Here is a 16,687-nt window from a genome sequence, read left to right on the forward strand (position 1 = left end):
GAATAGATGAGAATTGCAGATTATAGCGTGACCAAGGCAGTGCTGGAGCGTCACGGTTTTACCTTTAAAAAGTCCTTCGGGCAAAATTTCTTGACGGATACCAATATCCTTCAAAAGATTGTAGATACAGCTGAGATTGATGACCAGGTCAATGTTATTGAAATTGGGCCAGGGATTGGTGCCTTGACCGAGTTTTTGGCAGAGTGTGCAGCAGAAGTGATGGCTTTTGAGATTGACCACCGTTTGGTACCGATTTTGGCGGATACCTTGCGTGATTTTGATAATGTGACCGTTGTCAACGAGGATATTCTCAAGGTTGACTTGGCGCAACATATCAAGAATTTCAAAAATCCTGACCTTCCAATTAAGGTAGTAGCTAACTTGCCTTACTACATCACGACGCCTATTCTCATGCACTTGATCGAGAGTGGAATTCCTTTTAGTGAGTTTGTCGTCATGATGCAAAAAGAAGTGGCAGACCGTATCTCGGCTCAACCAAATACCAAGGCATATGGTAGCTTGTCGATTGCGGTTCAGTACTACATGACTGCCAAGGTTGCCTTCATCGTGCCTCGTACGGTATTTGTGCCAGCGCCAAATGTGGACTCTGCTATTTTGAAAATGGTGCGTCGTCCAGAGCCAGCTGTAGCAGTAGAAGATGAGAACTTCTTCTTTAGGGTCTCTAAGGCAAGTTTCACCCATCGCCGTAAGACCTTGTGGAATAACTTGACAGGTTACTTTGGTAAGACTGAAGAAGTCAAGGACAAACTGACCAAGGCTCTAGACCAGGCAGGCTTGTCACCAAGTGTGCGTGGGGAAGCTCTCAGCTTGGAAGAATTTGCCAGCCTAGCAGATTCACTTAAAGGGCAAGGACTCTAAGATGCAGGGACAAATCATTAAAGCCTTGGCTGGGTTCTACTATGTAGAGAGTGACGGCCAGGTTTATCAAACACGCGCGCGTGGAAATTTCCGTAAAAAAGGTCATACCCCTTACGTTGGGGACTGGGTAGATTTCTCTGCCGAGGAAAATTCAGAAGGCTACATTCTCAAGATTCACGAACGAAAAAACAGTCTAGTCCGTCCGCCTATTGTCAATATTGACCAAGCTGTAGTAATCATGTCCGTCAAGGAACCTGAATTTAACAGCAATTTGCTGGATCGGTTCTTGGTTCTTTTGGAACACAAGGGCATTCATCCCATTATCTATATTTCTAAAATGGACTTACTGGAAGATAGAGGAGAACTGGATTATTACCAGCAGACCTATAGTGCCATCGGCTATGACTTTGTGACCAGTAAGGAAGATCTCTTGCCTCTATTAACAGACAAAGTAACGGTCTTTATGGGGCAGACAGGTGTTGGGAAATCAACTCTTCTCAATAAAATCGCACCAGACCTCAATCTTGAAACAGGAGAAATTTCAGACAGTCTGGGTCGCGGGCGCCACACTACTCGAGCTGTTAGTTTTTACAACCTTAATGGTGGCAAGATAGCCGATACACCAGGTTTTTCATCCCTGGATTATGAAGTGGCAACGGCTGAAGACCTCAATCAAGCTTTCCCAGATCTTGCATTTGTGAGCCGAGATTGCAAGTTCCGAACTTGTACCCATACCCATGAACCATTGTGTGCTGTCAAGCCAGCTGTAGAAGAAGGATCCGTTGCCACTTTCCGTTTTGACAACTACCTGCAATTCCTCAGTGAAATTGAAAATCGTAGAGAAACCTACAAAAAAGTTAGCAAAAAAATTCCCAAATAAGGAGAAAACTATGTCTCAATATAAGATTGCTCCGTCAATTCTGGCAGCAGATTATGCCAACTTTGAACATGAAATTAAGCGCTTAGAAGCAACTGGGGCAGAGTATGCCCATATCGATATCATGGATGGTCATTTTGTACCGCAAATCAGTTTTGGTGCGGGTGTGGTCGAGAGTCTTCGTCCCCATAGTAAGATGGTCTTTGACTGCCACTTGATGGTAGCTAATCCAGAGCATCATTTAGAAGACTTTGCACGTGCAGGAGCAGATATCATCAGCATCCATGTGGAAGCAACGTCTCATATTCATGGTGCCCTCCAAAAAATTCGTTCACTCGGTGTTAAGCCATCTGTTGTTATCAATCCTGGTACGCCTGTTGAGGCGATTAAGCACGTGCTTCACCTAGTTGACCAAGTCTTAGTCATGACAGTGAACCCTGGCTTCGGTGGGCAAGCTTTTCTACCTGAAACCATGGATAAGGTTCGTGAGTTGGTTGCACTTCGTAAGGAAAAAGGTTTGAACTTTGAAATCGAAGTGGATGGTGGGATTGATGATAAAACTATTGCTCAAGCTAAAGAAGCTGGTGCGACCGTTTTTGTAGCAGGTTCCTATGTCTTTAAGGGAGAAGTCAATGAGCGAGTACAAACTCTCAGAAAACAACTGGACTAGAGTTGCCGTTTTTGCAGGCGGAGACCGAAGTCATTATCGGACAGATTTTGATTGCTTTGTCGGTGTGGATCGAGGCTCGCTCTGGGTCTTGGAAGAAGACTTGCCTCTTGCTTTAGCAGTTGGAGATTTTGATTCTGTGACGGAAAAAGAACGCCAGTTGATTAAAGAACACAGTATTGACTTTATACAGGCTCATCCGGAGAAAGACGATACAGATTTAGAATTGGCTCTCTTAACCATTTTTGAAAAGAATTCTCAGGCTCGGGTAACTATCTTTGGTGCTTTGGGTGGCCGTATTGACCATATGTTGGCCAATGTCTTTCTGCCTAGCAATCCTAAGTTGGTACCTTATATGCGTCAGATAGAAATTGAGGATGGGCAAAACTTGATTACCTATTGTCCAGAAGGGACCAGTCAGTTACATCCCCGTTCAGACTACGACTATCTAGCTTTTATGTCGGTTCGGGATAGCCAGCTGACAATTCTTGGAGCCAAGTATGAGTTGACAGAGGAAAATTATTTCTTTAAAAAAGTTTATGCTTCTAACGAATATATAGATAGGGAAGTTTCCGTGACTTGCCTAGATGGCTATGTGGTTGTTCTACATAGCAAGGATAGGAGGTAGCATGGAGACTTTACTTCTTGTATTATTAGTTGCCAATCTGATAGGCCTCTTTCTCATCTGGCAGAGGCAAGATAAACAGGAGAAAAATCTAGCAAATAGTCTAGAAGACCAAGCAGATCATCTTTCAGATCAACTAGATTACCGTTTTGAGCAATCCAGACAAGCTAGTCAACTTGACCAAAAAGACCTAGAAGTAGCTGTTAGCGACCGCTTGCAGGAGGTTCGTATCGAACTGCACCAAGGTCTGACCCAGATTCGTCAAGAAATGACTGAGAATCTCCTCCAAACCAGAGATAAGACCGATCAACGTCTTCAAGCCTTACAGGAATCCAATGAGCAACGATTGGAACAAATGCGCCAAACGGTTGAGGAAAAGTTAGAAAAAACCTTGCAGACACGTTTGCAGGCTTCCTTTGAAACGGTTTCCAAGCAATTGGAATCTGTCAATCGAGGGCTCGGTGAAATGCAGACAGTTGCGCGTGATGTCGGTGCTCTTAATAAGGTGTTATCTGGAACTAAGACACGGGGAATTCTAGGAGAATTACAACTGGGACAAATTATTGAAGATATCATGACCCCTGCCCAGTATGAACGAGAATTTGCAACAGTGGAAAATTCCAGTGAACGAGTGGAGTATGCCATCAAGTTACCCGGACAAGGCGACCAAGAATACGTCTATCTACCAATTGACTCTAAGTTTCCACTGGCGGATTATTACCGCTTAGAAGAAGCTTATGAAGCAGGTGACAAGGAAGAAATCGAACGTTGCCGCAAATCTCTCCTAGCAAGCGTCAAGCGTTTTGCCAAGGATATCAAGAGTAAGTATCTGGCCCCGCCACGAACGACTAATTTTGGAGTTTTGTTTGTACCTACAGAGGGGCTTTACTCAGAAATCGTCCGTAATCCAATCTTTTTTGACGCTTTGAGACGGGAGGAACAGATTATCGTAGCTGGCCCAAGTACTCTGTCTGCCCTTCTTAACTCTCTATCAGTTGGCTTTAAAACTCTTAATATCCAAAAGAGTGCTGACCATATTAGTAAGACCCTAGCCAGCGTCAAGACTGAGTTCGGCAAGTTTGGGGGGATCTTGGTCAAGGCACAGAAACATCTTCAACATGCCTCTGGCAATATTGATGAATTATTAAACCGTCGCACTACAGCTATCGAGCGGACGCTCCGTCACATTGAGTTATCAGAAGGTGAGCTTGCGCTTGATTTACTCCATTTTCAAGAAGATGAGGAAGAATATGAAGATTAGTCACATGAAGAAAGATGAGCATTTCGATGGCTTTTATCTAATCAAGTCAGCAGAACTAAGACAGACCCGTGCTGGAAAAAATTATTTGGCCTTTACATTCCAAGACGATAGCGGTGAGATTGAAGGAAAATTATGGGATGCTCAACCTCATAATGTTGAGGCTTTTACCGCAGGTAAGGTTGTCCACATGAAAGGGCGCCGAGAAGTATATAACAATACTCCACAGGTTAATCAAATTACCCTGCGTCTACCTCAGGCTGGAGAACCCCATGATCCAGCAGACTTTAAGATCAAATCACCAGTAGATGTCAAGGAAATTCGTGACTATATGTCGCAGATGATTTTCAAAATTGAGAATCCTATATGGCAACGAGTTGTCCGAAGTCTTTACGCCAAGTATGACAAGGAATTTTACTCTTATCCAGCTGCTAAGACCAACCACCATGCCTTTGAGACGGGTCTTTCCTACCATACAGCTACTATGGTACGCTTGGCAGATGCTATTAGTGATGTCTATCCTCAGCTCAATAAGAGCTTACTATATGCTGGCATTATGTTGCATGACTTGGCCAAAGTATTAGAGCTGAGTGGCCCAGATCAAACAGAGTACACAGTACGAGGCAATCTTCTTGGGCATATCGCTCTAATTGATAGCGAAATTACCAAGACAGTTATGGAGCTCGGTATCGACGATACCAAGGAAGAAGTCGTTCTGCTTCGTCACGTTATCCTCAGTCACCATGGTTTGCTAGAATATGGAAGTCCCGTTCGTCCAAGGATTATGGAAGCCGAGATTATTCATATGATTGATAATCTGGATGCCCGTATGATGATGATGTCAACTGCTCTTGCTTTGGTTGATAAAGGTGAGATGACCAATAAAATCTTCGCTATGGACAATCGTTCCTTCTATAAACCAGATTTAGATTAATAATTTAAGAAAAATGAACATTTTTTAAGACAAGAATGTTCGTTTTTTTATATGGATATGGTATAATGGAAAAAATATCAAAATTAAATGAAATGGGAAATCAAAATGAAATTAAGAAGAAGTGATCGGATGGTTGTCATTTCCAACTATTTGATTAATAATCCTTATAAATTAACTAGCCTCAATACTTTTGCTGAAAAGTACGAATCTGCTAAATCATCCATCTCAGAGGATATCGTGATTATCAAACGAGCTTTTGAGGAAATTGAAATCGGTCATATTCAGACTGTTACAGGTGCAGGTGGTGGTGTTATCTTTACACCATCAATTTCAAGTCAGGAAGCCAAAGAAATGGTAAAGGACTTGCGTGATAAGTTATCAGAGAGTGATCGTATCCTGCCAGGTGGCTATATTTACTTGTCGGATCTCTTAAGTACACCAGCTATTTTGAAAAACATTGGTCGTATCATTGCCAAAAGTTTTATGGATCAAAGAATCGATGCGGTGATGACTGTTGCGACAAAAGGTGTTCCGCTTGCTAATGCAGTAGCTAACGTTCTTAATGTTCCATTTGTCATTGTACGTCGAGATTTAAAGATCACTGAAGGTTCAACAGTCAGTGTTAACTATGTATCAGGATCAAGTGGTGATCGTATCGAGAAAATGTTCCTTTCAAAACGCAGCCTCAAAGCAGGTAGTCGAGTCTTGATTGTGGATGACTTCTTGAAAGGTGGAGGGACCATTAATGGTATGATTAGTCTCCTTCGTGAATTTGATTCAGACTTGGCTGGTGTTGCAGTCTTTGCTGACAATGCTCAGGAAGAACGTGAAAAGCAGTTTGATTACAAGTCACTTCTGAAAGTGACCAATATTGATGTCAAGAACCAAGCCATCGATGTTGAGGTTGGCAATATCTTTGACGAAGATAAATAAGAGAGAACTAAAGGTTGGAACGATTGTCCCAGCCTTTCTTTGCAAATAGAATAGAAGGAAAGCTTATGAAAACACCATTTATCAATAGAGAAGATTTAGAAGCGATTGTTGCCGAGTTCCCGACACCCTTTCACTTGTATGATGAGAAGGGAATTCGTGAGAAGGCAAGAGCTGTTAACCAAGCCTTTTCGTGGAACAAGGGCTTTAAGGAATATTTTGCTGTTAAAGCTACTCCAACCCCAGCTATCTTGAAAATCCTTCGAGAGGAAGGTTGTGGCGTGGACTGCTCTAGTTATGTAGAGCTCTTAATGAGTCATAAACTGGATTTTCCGGGTTCTGAAATCATGTTCTCTTCAAACAACACACCAGATAAGGAATATGCTTATGCACGTGAATTGGGAGCGACCATTAACCTGGATGCTTTTGAAGATATTGAGCATCTGGAGAGTGCAGCAGGAATTCCAGAAATCATCTCTTGTCGTTATAATCCTGGTGGTGTTTTTGAACTGGGTACAGATATTATGGACAATCCTGGTGAGGCCAAGTTTGGGATGACCAAGAACCAGCTCTTTGAAGCTTTTGCCATCTTGAAGGAAAAAGGAGCCAAGACCTTTGGGATTCACTCCTTCCTAGCATCAAATACGGTGACCCATCTCTATTATCCAGAGTTGGCCCGTCAGCTCTTTAAATTGGCTGTTGAAATAAAGGAAAAGTTGGGAATCTCACTAGACTTTATCAATCTCTCTGGTGGGATCGGTGTCAACTATCGTCCAGATCAGGAGCCAAATGATATTTTCTTGATTGGTGAAGGAGTTCGTAAGGTTTATGAAGAGGTCCTTACTCCAGCAGGTCTTGGTCAGGTTAAGATTTTCACTGAATTAGGTCGCTTTATGTTAGCTCCTCACGGTGCTTTAGTCACAAGAGTTACTCATAAGAAGGAAACCTATCGTACTTATCTGGGTGTGGATGCATCAGCAGTTAACCTTATGCGTCCAGCCATGTATGGAGCCTACCACCATATCACTAATCTGACACATCCAGATGGACCAGCTGAAGTGGTAGATGTGGTTGGTTCACTCTGTGAAAACAATGATAAATTTGCAGTGAATCGCGAACTGCCTCATACAGAAATCGGTGATTTGCTGGTAATTCATGATACAGGTGCCCACGGATTTTCAATGGGCTACCAGTATAATGCCAAATTACGTTCTGCGGAAATCCTCTATACTGAAGAAGGCAAAGCTCGTCAAATCCGCCGTGCAGAGCGCCCTGAGGACTATTTTGCAACCTTGTATGGTTTTGATTTTGAAGAATAATCTGAGAATTAATTGAAAATGAAATTGAAAAACAGATTGCTTTCTAAAAAATAGGCAAAAATCTTGTTTTTCTTTCAAGTCGTGATATAATAAAACTATAAAACGTTTTCAAGGAAGGTAACGATATGTCTGAAGAAACAATTGATTATGGACAAGTGACAGGAATGGTGCATTCGACAGAAAGCTTTGGTTCGGTAGATGGGCCTGGGATTCGCTTTATTGTCTTTTTGCAGGGCTGCCACATGCGTTGCCAGTACTGCCATAACCCGGACACTTGGGCTATGGAGTCCAATAAATCGAGTGAACGGACGGTAGATGATGTCTTGGAAGAGGCCTTGCGCTACCGCGGTTTCTGGGGGAATAAGGGTGGTATTACAGTCAGTGGAGGAGAAGCCCTCTTGCAGATTGACTTCTTGATAGCCCTCTTTACTAAGGCTAAGGAAAAGGGAATCCACTGTACCTTGGATACCTGTGCCCTTCCATTCCGTAATAAACCACGTTACCTTGAAAAGTTTGACAAACTCATGGCTGTCACCGACTTGGTTCTCTTGGATATCAAAGAAATCAACGAAGAACAGCACAAGATTGTTACTAGCCAAACCAATAAAAATATCTTGGCATGTGCCCAGTATCTATCAGATATTGGAAAACCTGTCTGGATTCGCCACGTGCTAGTTCCAGGTTTGACAGATAGAGATGATGACTTGATTGAACTTGGTAAGTTCGTCAAGACCCTCAAAAATGTTGATAAGTTTGAAATTTTGCCTTACCATACTATGGGTGAATTCAAGTGGCGTGAACTAGGAATTCCGTATTCACTCGAAGGGGTCAAACCACCAACAGCAGAACGCGTGAAAAATGCTAAAAAACTTATGGATACAGAAAGTTACCAAGACTACATGAAACGTGTACATGGATAAAAAAGAGCCTGATGGGAACATCGGGCTTTTAATTTTACACAAATCTAGATAATTAAATGAAATAAAATTTTAAATCTTTTTTACTCTCTAAATTCTGAAAAAAATCCGAAAAAGAATGTGTAACATATAGTTACTTTTAGAAATATTAAATAGAATAGGAGAATATCATGGAACAAAGTATTACCATTAAAAATTTATGTAAGTCATATGGCCAAACTCAAATTTTAAAAGATATTTCTTTTGAAGCAAAAGCAGGTAGAGTGACTGCTTTCCTAGGTCCAAATGGAGCTGGAAAAAGTTCAACCTTACGTATTTTATTAGGATTAGACAAAGCAACATCTGGTCTTACCAAAATTGGAGATCAGACTTATAAGGAATTAAAATTTCCTTTAAAGACTGTAGGAGCTTCATTTGACAGTGCAGGTGCTCCTGATGATCGGACTGTTTATCAACATTTGAAAATTGTTGCTGCTAGTAATGGGATATCCAGTCAGCGAATTGAACAAGTCTTGGATATGGTGGATATTAGTCATAAGAAAAAATCTAAAATTGGGAAATTATCATTAGGAGAAGGACAACGCTTGGGAATTGCAACAGCTCTATTAGGAAATCCTCAATATCTGATATTGGATGAACCGACTAATGGGTTGGATCCAAGAGGAATTCGGTGGTTTAGAGAGTTTATAAAAAAACAAGCTCAAGAAGGGAAAACAGTCTTGCTATCATCTCATATATTATCGGAAGTGGAAGCAGTAACAGATGATGTAGTTATCATAAATAAAGGAAAAGTTCTTATAAAAGGGACTTTACAAGAAGTGATGAAAAATCTTTCTTCACTAGAAGAAGTCTTCTTTAGTTTGACAGAAGGAGGAAAGTGACATGGCACTTATTTACTCTTTTCATTCTGAAATATTGAAATTATTTTATAAGAGAGCTACTCACATTGTACTATTCTTGATACTGGTATTTCAAACGTTTTTAGCAAATATTGGTGCTTCTCAAATTGTTTCAGTTGGTATCCATGCTACACCAGAGACAAATCCAGAATTAGCAGAAGCTATACCTCCTATTGAATTTTTAGGTTTTGATGTCACTTTATTTGGTGTTTTTATTATGATTATCCTAGGCTCAATTTACGGAGCCGAGGAGTATAAATGCTCTGCTATTCGTACAAGTCTCCTCTCTATTACAAATCGAAGTACTTTCCTAGTTTCAAAAACATTAGTTTGGCTTGTATTTTCTTTTTTCATTTCCTTTCTATCAATATTCCTTACGATTAACATGACACATTATGTTTTAGGACAAGATGGCTTATTGCTTTTTTCACTAAATGGAACAGTTTGGTTCTATATATTTTTAGCCAGTATAGCTTGGACTTTGTTGGGATTGATGGCCTATATTATGGCTTTGACATTTAAAACAGCCATTGTTCCTCTATTATTTTTGCTTCCTCAAGTCTACAATTTAGGAACATTCTTAGCAAACAATATATCGGTTGCAAAATTTCTTCCAGTTGCATTGGGGCAAGGATTGATTGCTACATCTCCTCAAATTTTAGAACATAATAGTTTACAATATATTTTACTTTTACTTTGTTGGAACTTCTCATTCTTGGCTTTAGCAATCTACCGATTACTTAAGTCAGATATCGGAGGAGGTGAATAAGTTGAAAGAACAACTTAAAAGTGAGTATCTCAAGTTTATGATGAATCCTTGGCACTGGTTGATTATAGGTGCTCTATTACTGTGTGTTCCAGCGTTAGTTATTTTTTTAAATAATAAGCCAGACCAGTTGACTCTACAGTTTGTTTTGGAACAGCTACTGCAAAGTCTCTATTTAGGACAGGCAGGTTTCGTTAGTCTAGCGGTTCTATTTATAGGTCAAGAATTTACAGGTTTTAGCCTTCGTACCAGTTTTCTTACATGTCCAAATCGTTTGAAATTTATAATCTGTAAACTAGCTATTGTATTATGTATGGAAATTGTATTATTGGTTGCTGTAATATCATTATGCATACTAATCGCGCAAGGATACTACAATATCAATCTTTTGAGTAATATTAAACATGTTCTAACAATTCTATTTCCAGCTTGTATTTCTATTCTAACCTTCTCTCTTTTAAGTGGTATTTTTGTATTTATTTCCCAGTCTTTTATCTTAATTTTGGGAATAAGTTTATCCCTTTTATTGGGGTTGGGGCAAATGTTATTACAATTCAGTTCTTTTTTTAGAAATTTACCATTACTGGCTAGTATGAATTGTTTTTATACCTATCCATTGTCTCTTTATTATCCAGTGTGGCAAGGCTTAGGGATACAAATAGTTTGGTTATTAATTGTTTTTCTATTTGCTACATTGATACTTATAGGAAAAAATTTACGCTAAAGACAGGGGATATCCTGTCTTTTTCTCAGTTAGTGCTATAATATATTCAGGAGGGTGAGTTATGGCTTATAAAATTTTGGTTGTAGATGATGATCTTGCTATTCTTCGCCTAATAAAAAAAGTACTAGAATATGAAAAATATGAAGTAGTCATACGAAATAAGATAGAAGAGATTGATCTTTGTGATTTTACAGGCTTTGACTTGATTCTATTAGATATTATGATGCCTATTAGTGGTTTAGAAATCTGTCAGATGATTCGCGAGCAGATAACTGTTCCTATCTGTTTTATAACTGCCAAGGATATGGATGAAGATTTAGTAGCTGGAATCAATGCAGGTGCTGATGATTATATTATGAAGCCCTTTAGTATGCAAGAACTTTTAGCACGTGTTAAAATGCACTTGCGTCGTGAAGAACGGACTAAAGGAAATGTTCATCAAATAAAGATTGGGAAACTTATACTATATACGGATAGTAAGGAACTATTTGTAAACGATGATAAGATTGCCTTGACAAGGAGGGAATTTGACATAGTGAATCTTTTGGCAAGCAACCCAAGTAGAATATACTCTATAGAGGAAATTTATAATTATCTATATCCACAAAGTTCAGAAGCGCTTTTACGTTCGGTTTCAGAGTACATTTATCAAATTCGTCAAAAGCTGAAACCTTATCAATTAAATCCAATTAAAACCTTGTACGGTGGAGGATATCAATGGGTAGAATCAAAAGTTTTAGACAATTAATTCGAGAAACCTGTTGGAGAATTATTTGGCAGTTTAGTCTTGGCTTACTAATGGCCTATCTTATTCCCTTAGCTTCAGTATCTATACAAATAAATGAAGACGGGGAACCTCTAAAAAATAGTGGTGTTCTATCAATCTTTTTTAATGTGTCATCATGGATATATATTTGTGTTTTATTGATTGTTCTAATAAGTTATCACATTGGAAAATTGTTGAAAAAACTGAGTTATGAAATGACTTTGATTTATGAAAATAGTATGTGGTTGGAGAGGGAACGTACAGAAAGTTTAACGGTTAAAGAATTTCGTGAGACAGGAAATCGGATTATTGTGATGCAAGATAGAATTCGACAATTAATAGTTGATGAGAAACAGCAGAAAGAAGATTTGATGTTTCAGGTTTCAGCAGCTTCTCATGATTTAAAAACTCCCTTAACCATTATTAGGGGAAATGTGGAATTTTTGCAGGCGATAACTGAAAACGACCAATCTCAAGAATGCTTAGCAGATATAGAAAGAGCTAGTCAACAGTTACTAGATTATTTCAATCAATTGATTCACTATTCTAAAACCTATTATGATGATGAGACAGGTTGGACGGAATATTCCTCTTCAGATTTTATCAATGAATTAGAGAAAGAAGTCTCTTTTTTGATAAAAAATCAGATGAAGTTTTCTTTTGAACAAAATGTGAAAGGAACTGAAAACTATTATATAAATCCATCTCTTCTGATTCGTGCCATACAAAATATTTTAACAAATGCTTTGGAGTATGCAGATAAACAGAATCCTAAAATTAACATTAGGGTAGAGCAAGAAGCGAAAGAATTGAAAATAGGTATATGGAATAATGGCTCTGAATTTCCAGAGGAAGTTTTAACTAATTTTGGGAAGCTCTTTTATCGTATGGATAAAGCTAGATCGGTTAAAGAGCAACATTATGGTATTGGACTTAGTTTTGTATGTAGAGTTGCAAAACTACACAAAGGCCGAGTTGAGCTTAGAAATAGAGACGAGGGAGCAGAAGTTTTAATGATTGTGAATTGTATTAAATCATAGTGAGTTACTTGTTAGTTTCTGATTGAATCGTTTTTATATGTGAGCTTTTAAACTATTTAACTTTTTCGATTAGTATAAGATGTAACGGTAGATAATAAAACGAATGATGATATCTAGTTGATGAAAACTATTTATCATTCATTCGTTTTTTTAATTATTGTAATATACGTAGATTTATCTCGAACGTTGTTTTCCAGCGTTGCGATTTTTGTGTTTTTTCTTGCTTGTGATAGCAGTTGGTTGTTCAGGAGTAACGTCTTTTCGTCCACTTGGTGTAGAGAAAGCACTTGCTTTTGGTGGGTTCTTGGCTAATTCTTCACGTACTTTTTTGCGTAGTTTAGGACGAACGATATAGTTGACGATAAACTGTTGAAGAATCATCATGAAACCACCAACAACCCAGTAAAGTGTGACACTGGCTGGTGAGAAGAGGGAGAAGACGACGATCATGAGAGGACTCATGTAAATCATTTTCTTAAGTTGTTCACGTTGCATTTCATCTTCAACGCCATGAAGAGAAAGGAGTGATTGAAGATAGTAGAGGATACCAGCAAAGGCGATCAGGATCATACTTGGTGAACCAAGCGGGATACCGAGGTAACTTGCTTGAGCAACACCTTCAGTGTGTTGCGCAGCGAAGAAGATTGCAGAGAAGAAAGGCATTTGAAGGAGGATAGGGAAGCATCCTACACCACCAAACATGCTAATACCGTGCTCTTTTTGAGCGGCAAAGAGAGCTTGTTGGGCTTCGAGTTTTTCTTCTTGAGTTGTCGCTTCTTTGAGACGTGTTTGGTGTGGTTCAAGTACGTGCTTGAGGGCGTTCATCTTTTCAGAGTGAAGCGTTGCCTTCCATGATTGGTAAATACCAAGTGGCAAGATGATCAAGCGCACGATAATGGTTACGATAATGATAGCGACACCGAAGCCTAGCCCTTTATCAGTAGCGAAGTACTTGATAGCTTCTCCCATCGGGGCACCCAAGAAATCCCAAACGGGACCAATTGGCTTACCTGTTGCTTTATCAATCTGAACGCAACCAGTCAAGACAAGTAACATAGCCACTCCCATAGCTGAGAGGGCAAAACGTTTAATAGTTTTCAATGTGTTCATTCCTTCTTTTAAAAATAATACCTTTCTATTCTACTGTTTTTTTACAAAATATACAATAGTTCTATAGACCTAATTTGAGACTTTGAAGTCAGGATAGGGAGAAAAGTTGCTTAATTTAACATCTAAGTAGCTGACTTTTGAAAAAGGTGTAGGTCCTTTTCGGATTTCTTGGATAAATTTAGCCATAATAGCAGATGAATCTGCCTGTGCTAAGATTTCTACTGTACCGTCGTCGTTATTCCATACTCGACCTGTGATGCCACCAATTTCAAGTGCCAAGCTGTAAACACCCCAACGAAAACCAACTCCCTGCACCCTACCTTGCGCAATCATTCTAACCTTTTGCATACCAATCTCCTTTGATTGTGTTATAATATTTCTATGACTATTATAACTTCAAAAGCAAATTCTGTGGTAAAAAACGCCAAAAAATTACATCAAAAAAAATACCGCAAGACAGCCTATTTGATTGAAGGCTGGCACTTGTTTGAAGAAGCTGTCCAAGCTGGAGTGACGATTGAGAGGATCTTTGCCCTAGAAAGTTATCGAGATCAGTTAGCCTCGTTTCCGCAAACTGTCTGGGTGTCAGAGGATATTTTGCTAGATTTGGCAGATTCTCAGACTCCACAGGGAATTGTCGCCGTTGTTGAAAAAGAAGAAGGCGGACAGTTCGATTTTAAGGGAGGCAAGTTTCTATTTTTAGAGGATGTCCAAGATCCTGGTAATGTGGGAACCATGATTCGGACTGCGGATGCGGCCGGTTTTACAGGAGTGATTGTCTCAGACAAGTCAGCTGATATCTATAGTCTTAAAACTCTCCGATCTATGCAGGGCAGCCATTTTCATTTGCCGATTTATCGGATGAACTCTCAAACTTTGCTTAATAAAGCTAAAGAAGTGGAGCTTCAAGTACTAGCAACAACCCTATCTAAAGATTCTGTTGACTACAGAGAAATGCCTCCTATAGAAAATTTTGTACTAGTCATGGGGAATGAAGGTCAAGGAATTAGTCGCCTTATGACTGAAAGTGCAGATAAACTAGTTCATATCAGCATGAAGGGACAGGCAGAGAGTCTAAATGTTGCAGTCGCAGCGGGTATTCTCATCTTCCATTTAAGTTAATTTTAACCTTATTTGTTATAATCAATGGAAAGCTTCAAAGACAAAGGAGAAAAATATGAATCATACTATTATTCATGACCGCGCAGGTCTCAATCAATTTTACGCTAAGGTTTATGCCTTTGTTGGTCTGGGGATCGGACTATCCGCTTTAGTATCAGGCCTTATGTTGACGATCTTTCAATCTCAGTTGGTTTACTTTTTGATGCAGGGGCGTCTCTGGTTGACCATTGCTACTTTTGCAGAGCTAGCTCTGGTCTTTGTTGCCAGCAGTATGGCTTCAAAGAATAGTCCAGCGGCTCTTCCAGTATTTTTACTTTACTCAGTATTAAACGGATTTACCCTCAGTTTTGTGGTGGCCTTCTATACTCCAGGAACAGTTTTATCCGCCTTTGTATCGAGCGCCCTTCTCTTTGTTGTCATGGCGGCAGTTGGTATGTTCACTAAGAAAGATTTGAGTGGGGTTGGTCGTGCTATGATGGCAGCTCTTATCGGTTTGATTATTGCAATGGTGGTCAATGTTTTCTTGGCTAGCGGTTTCTTTGATTATATGATTAGCGTAGCTATGGTTTTAGTTTTCTCTGGCTTGATTGCTTGGGACAACCAAAGAATTCGCTATGCCTATGAACAATCACAGGGTCGTGTATCAACAGGTTGGGTAGTTTCAGCAGCTCTCAGTATCTATCTTGATTTTATTAATCTTTTCCTAAGTATTTTACGGATCTTCGGTCGAAATGATTAGAAGGTCTATGAAATCAGTGTTTTGAGCGACACTGATTTTTTTAAAATTTCTCTTTTCTTTTCTCGAAAATAGGTGTATAATGCTTTTAATTAATTTTTGAGGAGTAGTTTATGAAGAAAAGTTTTATCCATCAACAAGAAGAAATTTCTTTTGTCAAAAACACTTTTACCCAGTATTTGAAAGATAAGTTAGAAGTTGTCGAAGTTCAAGGTCCTATCTTGAGCAGGGTCGGCGACGGGATGCAGGATAATTTATCAGGTGTTGAGAATGCCGTATCGGTCAAGGTTCTTCAAATCCCTGATGCTACTTATGAAGTGGTGCACTCACTTGCTAAATGGAAACGTCATACTTTGGCCCGTTTTGGTTTCGGTGAGGGAGAAGGTCTTTTTGTCCACATGAAGGCCCTTCGTCCAGATGAAGATTCCTTAGATGCAACCCACTCTGTTTATGTTGACCAGTGGGACTGGGAGAAGGTTATCCCAAATGGTAAACGTAATATCGCTTATCTAAAAGAAACAGTTGAGAAGATTTATAAGGCCATTCGTTTGACAGAACTAGCTGTTGAAGCTCGCTATGACATCGAGTCTATCTTGCCAAAACAAATCACTTTTATCCATACAGAAGAGTTGGTAGAACGCTACCCAGATTTGACACCGAAAGAACGTGAAAATGCTATCTGTAAAGAATTTGGAGCAGTCTTCTTGATTGGTATCGGTGGGGAATTGTCAGACGGTAAACCGCATGATGGCCGTGCTCCGGACTATGATGACTGGACTAGTGAGTCTGAGAATGGCTACAAGGGTCTAAATGGAGATATTCTTGTTTGGAACGAATCATTAGGTGGAGCATTTGAATTGTCTTCTATGGGGATTCGTGTAGACGAGGATACTTTGCGTCGTCAGGTTGCAATCACAGGTGATGAAGACCGCTTGGAATTGGAATGGCACAAATCCTTATTGAACGGTCTATTCCCACTAACGATCGGTGGAGGGATCGGACAATCTCGTATGGCTATGTTTCTTCTTCGTAAGAAACACATCGGAGAAGTTCAAACTAGTGTTTGGCCTCAAGAAGTCCGTGATACTTACGAAAATATCTTGTAGAAAATCGAACCG

19 protein-coding genes are annotated in these 16,687 nt (G+C 39.6%); 17 read left to right on the forward strand and 2 right to left on the reverse strand.

Going from position 1 to position 16,687, the window contains the following annotated elements; genetic code table 11:
* Positions 1-6: 6 nt before the first annotated feature.
* The 14 genes from rsmA (at position 7) to HMPREF1117_RS02530 (ending at position 12,601) form a co-directional block, all read left to right on the forward strand.
* Positions 7-879: a 16S rRNA (adenine(1518)-N(6)/adenine(1519)-N(6))-dimethyltransferase RsmA gene (rsmA, locus tag HMPREF1117_RS02465; RefSeq protein ID WP_001216828.1), complete on the forward strand. Its 873-nt coding sequence runs from the start codon at positions 7-9 to the stop codon at positions 877-879.
* Position 880: 1 nt separating this feature from the next.
* Positions 881-1,759 (forward strand): ribosome small subunit-dependent GTPase A, encoded by an 879-nt coding sequence (gene rsgA, locus HMPREF1117_RS02470; protein ID WP_001161997.1) that lies wholly within the window; start codon positions 881-883, stop codon positions 1,757-1,759.
* Between the two features lie 10 nt (positions 1,760-1,769).
* Positions 1,770-2,426 (forward strand): ribulose-phosphate 3-epimerase, encoded by a 657-nt coding sequence (gene rpe, locus HMPREF1117_RS02475; protein WP_000084980.1) that lies wholly within the window; start codon positions 1,770-1,772, stop codon positions 2,424-2,426.
* Positions 2,389-3,051 carry a thiamine diphosphokinase gene (locus tag HMPREF1117_RS02480; protein WP_000006140.1) on the forward strand — a complete coding sequence of 221 codons (663 nt, stop codon included), beginning with the start codon at positions 2,389-2,391 and terminating at the stop codon, positions 3,049-3,051. The genes rpe and HMPREF1117_RS02480 overlap by 38 nt, the downstream gene beginning before the upstream one ends.
* Before the next feature lies 1 nt (position 3,052).
* The gene (gene rmuC, locus HMPREF1117_RS02485; RefSeq protein WP_000449147.1) at positions 3,053-4,309 is read left to right on the forward strand and encodes a DNA recombination protein RmuC; all 1,257 of its coding nucleotides are present in this window, start codon (positions 3,053-3,055) and stop codon (positions 4,307-4,309) included.
* A complete protein-coding gene (locus HMPREF1117_RS02490; RefSeq protein WP_000703173.1) occupies positions 4,299-5,240 on the forward strand; it encodes a 3'-5' exoribonuclease YhaM family protein in 942 nt (313 codons plus the stop codon). The genes rmuC and HMPREF1117_RS02490 overlap by 11 nt, the downstream gene beginning before the upstream one ends.
* 105 nt (positions 5,241-5,345) lie before the next feature.
* Positions 5,346-6,173, forward strand: coding sequence for a pur operon repressor (purR, locus tag HMPREF1117_RS02495; RefSeq protein ID WP_025171558.1), 828 nt, complete (start codon positions 5,346-5,348; stop codon positions 6,171-6,173).
* Between the two features lie 65 nt (positions 6,174-6,238).
* Complete coding sequence (locus HMPREF1117_RS02500) at positions 6,239-7,489, forward strand: diaminopimelate decarboxylase (RefSeq protein WP_000856508.1); 1,251 nt, start codon at positions 6,239-6,241, stop codon at positions 7,487-7,489.
* 125 nt (positions 7,490-7,614) lie between these two features.
* Positions 7,615-8,409 carry a pyruvate formate-lyase-activating protein gene (gene pflA, locus HMPREF1117_RS02505; RefSeq protein ID WP_001288291.1) on the forward strand — a complete coding sequence of 265 codons (795 nt, stop codon included), beginning with the start codon at positions 7,615-7,617 and terminating at the stop codon, positions 8,407-8,409.
* Positions 8,410-8,576: 167 nt separating this feature from the next.
* Positions 8,577-9,287 (forward strand): ABC transporter ATP-binding protein, encoded by a 711-nt coding sequence (locus tag HMPREF1117_RS02510; protein ID WP_000438098.1) that lies wholly within the window; start codon positions 8,577-8,579, stop codon positions 9,285-9,287.
* Position 9,288: 1 nt separating this feature from the next.
* A complete protein-coding gene (locus tag HMPREF1117_RS02515; RefSeq protein WP_001185218.1) occupies positions 9,289-10,074 on the forward strand; it encodes an ABC transporter permease in 786 nt (261 codons plus the stop codon).
* Position 10,075: 1 nt separating this feature from the next.
* Positions 10,076-10,795, forward strand: coding sequence for a hypothetical protein (locus HMPREF1117_RS02520; RefSeq protein WP_007556194.1), 720 nt, complete (start codon positions 10,076-10,078; stop codon positions 10,793-10,795).
* 61 nt (positions 10,796-10,856) lie between these two features.
* Positions 10,857-11,543, forward strand: coding sequence for a response regulator transcription factor (locus HMPREF1117_RS02525; protein ID WP_000323579.1), 687 nt, complete (start codon positions 10,857-10,859; stop codon positions 11,541-11,543).
* A complete protein-coding gene (locus tag HMPREF1117_RS02530) occupies positions 11,513-12,601 on the forward strand; it encodes a sensor histidine kinase (protein WP_000532634.1) in 1,089 nt (362 codons plus the stop codon). The genes HMPREF1117_RS02525 and HMPREF1117_RS02530 overlap by 31 nt, the downstream gene beginning before the upstream one ends.
* 174 nt (positions 12,602-12,775) lie before the next feature.
* Here HMPREF1117_RS02530 and yidC read toward each other — a convergent pair whose 3' ends face one another.
* Positions 12,776-13,702 carry a membrane protein insertase YidC gene (yidC, locus tag HMPREF1117_RS02535; RefSeq protein WP_000849065.1) on the reverse strand — a complete coding sequence of 309 codons (927 nt, stop codon included), beginning with the start codon at positions 13,700-13,702 and terminating at the stop codon, positions 12,776-12,778.
* Positions 13,703-13,780: 78 nt separating this feature from the next.
* Positions 13,781-14,059: an acylphosphatase gene (locus HMPREF1117_RS02540; protein ID WP_001174615.1), complete on the reverse strand. Its 279-nt coding sequence runs from the start codon at positions 14,057-14,059 to the stop codon at positions 13,781-13,783.
* A 33-nt stretch (positions 14,060-14,092) separates the two neighbouring features.
* Between HMPREF1117_RS02540 and HMPREF1117_RS02545 the strand changes: the two genes are divergently transcribed.
* The 3 genes from HMPREF1117_RS02545 (at position 14,093) to asnA (ending at position 16,675) form a co-directional block, all read left to right on the forward strand.
* Entirely contained in the window at positions 14,093-14,833 is a 741-nt protein-coding gene (locus HMPREF1117_RS02545) for a TrmH family RNA methyltransferase (RefSeq protein WP_007556217.1), read from the forward strand.
* Between the two features lie 55 nt (positions 14,834-14,888).
* Positions 14,889-15,572, forward strand: a complete 684-nt coding sequence (locus HMPREF1117_RS02550) for a Bax inhibitor-1/YccA family protein (RefSeq protein WP_001016902.1) — start codon at positions 14,889-14,891, stop codon at positions 15,570-15,572.
* Between the two features lie 110 nt (positions 15,573-15,682).
* The gene (gene asnA, locus HMPREF1117_RS02555; protein ID WP_000748006.1) at positions 15,683-16,675 is read left to right on the forward strand and encodes an aspartate--ammonia ligase; all 993 of its coding nucleotides are present in this window, start codon (positions 15,683-15,685) and stop codon (positions 16,673-16,675) included.
* Positions 16,676-16,687: the final 12 nt, after the last annotated feature.

The sequence above is a fragment of the Streptococcus sp. SK643 genome, assembly GCF_000259505.1.
In the GTDB taxonomy this organism is placed as follows: Bacteria; Bacillota; Bacilli; order Lactobacillales; family Streptococcaceae; genus Streptococcus.

Coding starts and splice junctions, on each gene's coding strand:
- rsmA (WP_001216828.1), top strand. CDS start 7: ATGAGAATTGCAGATTATAGCGTGACCAAGGCAGTGCTGGAGCGTCAC.
- rsgA (WP_001161997.1), top strand. CDS start 881: ATGCAGGGACAAATCATTAAAGCCTTGGCTGGGTTCTACTATGTAGAG.
- rpe (WP_000084980.1), top strand. CDS start 1,770: ATGTCTCAATATAAGATTGCTCCGTCAATTCTGGCAGCAGATTATGCC.
- HMPREF1117_RS02480 (WP_000006140.1), top strand. CDS start 2,389: ATGAGCGAGTACAAACTCTCAGAAAACAACTGGACTAGAGTTGCCGTT.
- rmuC (WP_000449147.1), top strand. CDS start 3,053: ATGGAGACTTTACTTCTTGTATTATTAGTTGCCAATCTGATAGGCCTC.
- HMPREF1117_RS02490 (WP_000703173.1), top strand. CDS start 4,299: ATGAAGATTAGTCACATGAAGAAAGATGAGCATTTCGATGGCTTTTAT.
- purR (WP_025171558.1), top strand. CDS start 5,346: ATGAAATTAAGAAGAAGTGATCGGATGGTTGTCATTTCCAACTATTTG.
- HMPREF1117_RS02500 (WP_000856508.1), top strand. CDS start 6,239: ATGAAAACACCATTTATCAATAGAGAAGATTTAGAAGCGATTGTTGCC.
- pflA (WP_001288291.1), top strand. CDS start 7,615: ATGTCTGAAGAAACAATTGATTATGGACAAGTGACAGGAATGGTGCAT.
- HMPREF1117_RS02510 (WP_000438098.1), top strand. CDS start 8,577: ATGGAACAAAGTATTACCATTAAAAATTTATGTAAGTCATATGGCCAA.
- HMPREF1117_RS02515 (WP_001185218.1), top strand. CDS start 9,289: ATGGCACTTATTTACTCTTTTCATTCTGAAATATTGAAATTATTTTAT.
- HMPREF1117_RS02525 (WP_000323579.1), top strand. CDS start 10,857: ATGGCTTATAAAATTTTGGTTGTAGATGATGATCTTGCTATTCTTCGC.
- HMPREF1117_RS02530 (WP_000532634.1), top strand. CDS start 11,513: ATGGGTAGAATCAAAAGTTTTAGACAATTAATTCGAGAAACCTGTTGG.
- HMPREF1117_RS02540 (WP_001174615.1), bottom strand. CDS start 14,059: ATGCAAAAGGTTAGAATGATTGCGCAAGGTAGGGTGCAGGGAGTTGGT.
- HMPREF1117_RS02545 (WP_007556217.1), top strand. CDS start 14,093: ATGACTATTATAACTTCAAAAGCAAATTCTGTGGTAAAAAACGCCAAA.
- HMPREF1117_RS02550 (WP_001016902.1), top strand. CDS start 14,889: ATGAATCATACTATTATTCATGACCGCGCAGGTCTCAATCAATTTTAC.
- asnA (WP_000748006.1), top strand. CDS start 15,683: ATGAAGAAAAGTTTTATCCATCAACAAGAAGAAATTTCTTTTGTCAAA.